Origin of the sequence: Myxococcus sp. CA039A, from assembly GCF_013336645.1 — a bacterium.
Taxonomy (GTDB): domain Bacteria; phylum Myxococcota; class Myxococcia; order Myxococcales; family Myxococcaceae; genus Myxococcus; species Myxococcus llanfairpwllgwyngyllgogerychwyrndrobwllllantysiliogogogochensis.
Map to the genome: position 1 here is coordinate 1 of NZ_JABUMQ010000469.1, position 6501 is coordinate 6501.

Annotated in this window: 5 protein-coding genes; 4 read left to right on the forward strand and 1 reads right to left on the reverse strand. The window is 69.8% G+C overall.

What is annotated here, in order from left to right; genetic code table 11:
* From HR086_RS43560 to HR086_RS43575, 4 genes are all read left to right on the forward strand, one after another.
* A partial coding sequence (locus tag HR086_RS43560; protein WP_174468588.1) for a hypothetical protein occupies nucleotides 1-2546 on the forward strand: 2546 nt, incomplete at its 5' end.
* Between the two features lie 14 nt (nucleotides 2547-2560).
* Nucleotides 2561-3157 carry a hypothetical protein gene (locus HR086_RS43565; RefSeq protein WP_254613952.1) on the forward strand — a complete coding sequence of 199 codons (597 nt, stop codon included), beginning with the start codon at nucleotides 2561-2563 and terminating at the stop codon, nucleotides 3155-3157.
* A gap of 179 nt (nucleotides 3158-3336) precedes the next feature.
* On the forward strand, nucleotides 3337-3663 hold the full coding sequence (locus HR086_RS43570; RefSeq protein WP_174454662.1) for a hypothetical protein: 327 nt from the start codon (nucleotides 3337-3339) through the stop codon (nucleotides 3661-3663).
* A 93-nt stretch (nucleotides 3664-3756) separates the two neighbouring features.
* Nucleotides 3757-5370 (forward strand): glycine--tRNA ligase, encoded by a 1614-nt coding sequence (locus HR086_RS43575; protein WP_141647613.1) that lies wholly within the window; start codon nucleotides 3757-3759, stop codon nucleotides 5368-5370.
* A 31-nt stretch (nucleotides 5371-5401) separates the two neighbouring features.
* On the opposite strand, the gene HR086_RS43580 is transcribed toward HR086_RS43575, so the two are convergent.
* Nucleotides 5402-6415 (reverse strand): NADP-dependent oxidoreductase, encoded by a 1014-nt coding sequence (locus HR086_RS43580; protein ID WP_174468589.1) that lies wholly within the window; start codon nucleotides 6413-6415, stop codon nucleotides 5402-5404.
* Between the last annotated feature and the right edge of the window lie 86 nt (nucleotides 6416-6501).

Below are 6501 nucleotides of genomic sequence, written 5' to 3' on the forward strand. Positions count from 1 at the left end.
CCCCCGTGGCTCCCGTGGCCCCCGCCGAGGAGGAGCACGGCCTGCCCCTTCCGCTCCCCCAGGGCACGAAGACCTCGCCCGAGCGCGAGGAGGACGCGCGGGACGAGACTCGTAACAAGCGGTCGGAGCGCTGGCGGAGCGAGGAAGAGGAAGACTCGCGAGCCGAAGCCCGGAACGAGCGGGCGGCGAGTCGGCGCGAAGAGGAGGCTCGGACCGAGGCTCGCAACGAGCAGGCGGCGGACGAGCGCGAGGAGGAGGAAGAGGACGCCCGGGCAGCGGCGCGAACGGAGTCGCGCAACGAGCGGGCAGCGGACCGGCGCGAGCGCGAGCGCAGGCGCGAGAAGGAGAAGTGCGACGAGGACTACCTCGACGAAGAGGTGGAAGACCTCGCCATCCTCCATCCGCTGGAGCTCAACGTGGATGGCCGCGCGCTCACGCCCGAGCGCGTCGAACTGCATGGCCTCAAGCGGCTGACGGAGGACCAGGTGCGCGCCTTCATCGGCTCGCCATCCACCGAGCCTGCCGCGCCCCTTCAGACCCGCGACCTCCAGCGGATGCTGCGCCGCCTGGCGCACACCGGCCTGTTCGCCCGTGTCGAGCCGCGCCTGCGTCTCCCCGAGCAGGGGCCCGTCGTCCTGGAAGTGCATCTGGAGGAGAACCCCGTCGTCACGTCGGTGGAAGTGGAAGGACTCCAGGACCTGCGGCGCACCGAAATCCTCGAGGAGGTCTTCCGCCTCCCGCGCCGCTTCCCCGATGAGGACGAAGACGAGGATGAGGAGTTCATCGTGCGCGTGAATGGCGCGCGCGGGACGCTGACTGTCGTCAGCACTCCGTGCCCGCCGCAGCGTCCGCCTCGTGAGTGGCTGGCCCGGATGGAGCGTGAGGAGTACCGCCCCGGTCTCGTCCTCGGAGGGGTGTCGGCCGCGCTGCAACGCGCGCTGAGAGACTTGCGCGGCGACGGCTACATGCTCGCGAGCCTGTCCGGCACGCTGACGCCGAAGGGCCAGCTCACCATCATCGTGGACGAGGGCCGCCTGGAGGGCGTGGACGTGGTGGGCGTGGACGGCCCTGTCGCGGACCGGGTGCGCGAGGCGCTGGACCTGAAGGCCGGAGACGTCTTCCTCCGCAGCGACGCGCGCCGCGCCATGGAGCGACTGGAGTCGCGCCTGCCCTTCCTGCAAGCGTCGAGCGTGGACACGGACTCCGACGAAGCCGCGCGCCGACGCGACGCGCGCATCGTCGAGGAGCGCGCGGCCGACGGCGTGCGCCACTACCGGACGGAGGAGCAGAAGCGCGGGGAGCGCCGTCGCCGCGAGCAGGTCGAGTTCGACCTGAGCTGGGGCGAGCTGTTCGAGTCCTGGCGGCACGGCCACGACGGCGAGGGAATCACGCTGGAGGGACGGCGCCTCGTGGTGCACGTGCGCACGCGTCGCCCGGACCTGGACCTGGACCTGCTGCCCATCCACACGCAGGTGACGGGGTTCGCTCCGGGCCTGGCGGGCTCGCTGCGCATCTGGGATTCGAAGGACCGCCTCCACACCACGCTGGACGCCGCCGCCTTCATCCCCCTTCGCTGGGGTGGGCAGCGCCTGCCGGATGACCCCGAGGGCACGAAGCGGCAGCGCGAACTCAACCTGCTGGGCGGAGCGCGCGTGGAGGTTCCGGCGGTGGGGCTCGCGGAGCTGGGCGGTCAGGCGTACGACTTCACGGACACGCTGGACCGGTGGCGGATGAGCGACATCGACTCGTCCATCTATTCGGCCCTCATCAACCGGCCGGACCGCGACTACTTCCGCCGCAAGGGCGTGGCGGCGTTCGCGACCTTCCGCTGGTCCGAGGACTGGCTCGCGGGCGTCGAGTACCGCTCCGACCGCTACGAGACGCTGCGCAGCTTCACCCCGCCGCTCTCGCTGTTCCGCCGCGACTCGCCTCCCTTCCCCAACGCACCGGTGGACGAGGGCCGCTTCCAGTCCGTCATCGCCCGGCTGGAGTACGCCAGCGGCAGCCCTCGCAACGCGAAGGTGGGCTCGCTGTTCCGCACGCCGGAGACGCCCCTCTTCCACGTGGACAAGGACTGGGGACGCAGCCCGTTCCTGCATGGGTTCGTCACGCTGGAGGTGGGCGAGGGTCCCGCCGCGACGGGTCCGGACGAGCGCTTCTGGAAGCTCCTGGGTGACGTGACGATGGTGGTGCCCACGGGCTGGGAGACGGGCCTGCGGCTGCGGCTGCGCGGCGCGGGCGGCGACAACCTCCCCGAGCAGAAGCGGGAGGCGCTGGGTGGCTGGAGCGCGCTGCGAGGCTTTGGCTTCAAGGAGTTCAAGGGCGACGTGTCGGTGCTGGGGACGGCCGAGTACCGGTGGCATTCCTTCGGCGTCTTCGCGGACCTGGGCACGGTGCGCGGTGCCGGTGAGTGGCAGGACGCGCGGCTGGGCGTCGGTGGCACGTTCCACTTCAGCGACGACGTGCGCGTGGATGTCGCGTGGCGCACGGACGAGAAGGCCACGGCCACGCCCGAGGCCCGCCTGTTCTTCGTGCGGACTTTCTGAGGCCCATGAAACGAATGGGGACACGGACAAGACGCACGCTCGGCGCGGCCCTGGTGGCCGCGGCGGGACTGTTCGCGCCCGGGGCCTGGGCGGAGGAGCCACGCGTCGCCTGCACCGCCACCCTCTCCGGGCGGCGCGTGCTGGCACGCTCGGAGGCCTTCTCCTTCCTCTCGGCGGAGCTGGACCGGCTGGTGCGGCTGGGCATGGCGGGGAAGCTGGAGGTGGAGCTGACGCTGTGGAAGCGCCGCGCGCTCTGGTTCAACACCCGGGTGGACGGCGCCAGGCTCACCCAGGTGATTGCCTTCACCCGTGAGGGCTACATGCTGGATGGAAGGCCGCTCCCGGAAGGGCCCGCCACGCTGGAGCTGGACCGCGTTGCCTGGACGCTGGAGGCGCGCCCCGAGGACGGTGAGCGCCTCATCGTCCAGGTGGAGGTGAAGCTGAACGTGGTGACGGCGGCCAGCCTGGGACGAATGGCCTCCTGGCTCTCGCGGACAGAGGGAGCAGGAGAGACAGACCGCTCCACCCTGACAGGCACGCTGCTGCGCACCGTGGCGGAGGACCTCTCCCAAAAGGCCTCGGGACGCTGCGACGTCGCGCCGCCGACTTGAGCGGGGAAGGCTCGGACGAAGCACGGTCCGACTGAAGCACCGACGCGGCCCTTGCATCGACGAGGGCCGCGTCCTCGGTGGCCGGCTCCAGCCCGAGTCACGTCACAGCCCTGCTCGCGACTCGCGAGCTTCACGACTCACGGAGTGCCCGGCCGCGCGCCGAGGCCTGGAGGACCGTCATGCGTTTCTGGATGCTCCCACTGCTCGTCCTGCTCACCTCGTGTGGACTGGACCTGGCACCGCTCGCGCGCACGGTGCATGTCTTCGTGCCCGAGGACGAGGATGCACACGTCCCCGTCCTCTATCTGGAGAAGGGCCATGCCCTCTTCTTCCCCGATGGAGTGGGCGGGGGTGCGAGCCCCGTGGAGCCCCGGCCCAGCGAGCTGGTCGCCCTGGGACAGCGAAGGGACATCGTCATCATCGCGGTGGACACCGAGCCCCTGCTCCACCAGGAGGCGCTCCCCGACGGGCGCATGCGCTACATCACCCACCTGGGAGGCCCCTGAGCCCAGCCCCTGGTGACACCGCGGGGTGACGGTTTCCCGCCATGACCGGTGTAGGCTCGGACGCCTCGCTGTTCACGAAGGAGCCACACACCGATGGCCGCGCAGACGATGGAGCAGCTCGTTTCCCTGTGTAAGCGCCGGGGCTTCATCTTCCCGGGGTCCGCCATCTATGGAGGCCTTCAGGGTACGTACGACTACGGTCCGCTGGGCGTCGAGCTAAAGAACAACCTGAAGCTGGCCTGGTGGCGCGCCAATGTCTGGGAGCGTGAGGACATGGAGGGCATCGACGCCGCCATCCTCATGAACAAGCTCACGTGGCGCTACTCGGGGCACGAAGAGACCTTCGTGGACCCGATGGTCGACTGCAAGAGCTGCAAGATGCGCTGGCGCGCGGACCAGATCGCCGGCAAGTGTCCGAACTGTGCCTCCACCGAGCTGACCGAGCCCCGCCCGTTCAACCTGATGTTCAAGACACAGGTCGGACCGGTGCCAGACCCCGAGTCGTTCTCGTACCTGCGCCCCGAGACGGCGCAGGGCATCTTCGTCAACTTCAAGCACGTGCTGGATTCGACCTCCCGCAAGCTCCCGTTCGGCGTCGCGCAGATAGGCAAGGCGTTCCGCAACGAAATCACCCCGCGCAACTTCATCTTCCGGGTGCGGGAGTTCGAGCAGATGGAGGTCGAGTTCTTCGTGAAGCCCGGCGAGGACGAGGCCTGGCACCAGAAGTGGGTCGAGGACCGCATCAACTGGTGGATTTCCGTCGGTCTCTCCCGCGAGAACCTGGTGCCGTACCACCAGAAGCCGGACGAGCTCGCGCACTACGCCAAGGCCACCGTCGACCTGCTCTACCGCTTCCCTCATGGGCTGGAGGAGCTCGAGGGCATCGCCAACCGCACCGACTATGACCTGGGCTCACACAGCAAGGACCAGGGCTCGCTCGGCTTGAAGGCGCGCGTGTCCCCCAACGGCCACAGCACCGAGAAGCTCACGTACTTCGACCCCGAGACGAAGCAGCACGTGGTGCCGTTCGTCATCGAGCCGTCCGCGGGCGTCGACCGTGGCGTGCTCGCGGTGCTGAGCGAGGCGTATGCCGAGGAGCAGGTGAAGCCCGCTCCGGCGGAGCGCCTGAAGCCCGTCGAGGAGGCGCTCGGCGCCTTCCTCAAGTCCGTTGGTCGCAACGAGAAGCTCCCGGTGGAGGCGAAGAACGCCCTCCTCGCCGAGGGTGAGCGAATCGCCGGCGCGCTCGGTGAGCGGCTCGCGTCCATGACCGGACTGCTCTCCATGCCGGGCGCGGAGAGCATCGAGGTCGCGAAGAAGCTCCGCGGGCAGGTCGACCCCGTCGTCGACGAGTTCTACCGGACGGTGCTGCACTTCAAGCCGCGCCTGGCGCCCATCAAGGTGGCGGTGCTCCCGCTGAAGAAGAACCATCCGGGCATCGTGGGCGTGGCCAAGGGCATCCGTCGCCAGTTGCAGTCCTCGGGCTCGATGCGGGTCGTCTACGACGACACTGGCGCCATCGGAAAGCTGTACCGCCGCCAGGACGAGATTGGCACCCCCTTCTGCGTCACGGTCGACTTCGACACGCTTGGAGATGGCGAGTCCGCTTCCTCGAAGGACACCGTGACGGTGCGCCACCGCGACTCGATGACCCAGGAGCGCGTGGCCATCTCCGAGCTCGAGGCCTACCTGCGCGAGAAGATGGCCTGAACGATGTTCCCGGGTGAGGCCTGCAACGGCCTCACCCCACCTTCACCACCGCGCGGCCGAAGTTCTCGCCTCGGAACAGGCCGGCGAACACGGCGGGCGCGGACTCCAGGCCCTCCACCACGTGCTCGCGGTGCTTCAGCGTTCCATCCTGGAGCCACCGCCGCAGCGCCGCCCGCGCCTCACCGAAGCGCGCGGCGTAGTCGAACACCACGAAGCCCTCCATGCGCAGCCGCTGGATGATGAGGAACGGCGTGTTCTTCAATCCCGCGCGAGCCTCCGGCGGAACGCCGTAGTCCGCGACGAGCCCCGACACCACCACGCGGCCCTTCAGCGCCATGCACGTGAGCGCCGCGTCCAGCGTGGAGCCACCCACGTTGTCCAGGTACACGCCCACGCCCTGGGGACACTCCCGTCGGATGGCGGCGGCCAGGTCCTTCTCCGCGCGGTAGTCGAGGCAGGCGTCGAAGCCCAGCGCCTCCACCACCCAGCGACACTTCTCCGGGCCGCCAGCGATGCCCACCACGCGAGCGCCCTGACGCTTCGCGATTTGTCCCGAGATGGAGCCCACCGCGCCCGCGGCGGAGGACACCAGCACCGTCTCCCCAGCCTGGGGACGCCCCAGCTCCAGGATGCCGAAGTACGCCGTCAGCCCGGGAATGCCGAGCACGCCCAGCTCCGCCGAGGCGGACTCCGGTCCAGGGTCCACCTTGCGCAGTCCCCGCGCGCTCACCACCGCGTGCTCCCGCCAGCCCCAGCCGCCCACCACCACGTCGCCCACGGCGTAGCGCGTGTCCCGGGACGCCAGCACCTCGCCCACCGTCGCACTCCCGATGACCTCACCCAATTCGAGGGCCGGTGCGTACGAGTCCACGCCCCCCAACCGGGCCAGCGTGCCCGGGTCCACGGACGCGAACAGCGTCCTCACCCGCAGCTCTCCGTCCCGAGGCTCGCCCACTTCCACAGGCTCCACGCGGAAGTGCTCCGGCTCGGGCAGTCCGGGGATGTGGCGCGCGAGGACGACTTGACGGCTCGGGAGGGTGCTCATCGGCGGCTCCGGGTTCGAGGCGCCCCACCATCTTCCTTCCACCTCCCCGCTGGCAACCAGGAGTCAGGACTTCCTAGGCTGTCGGC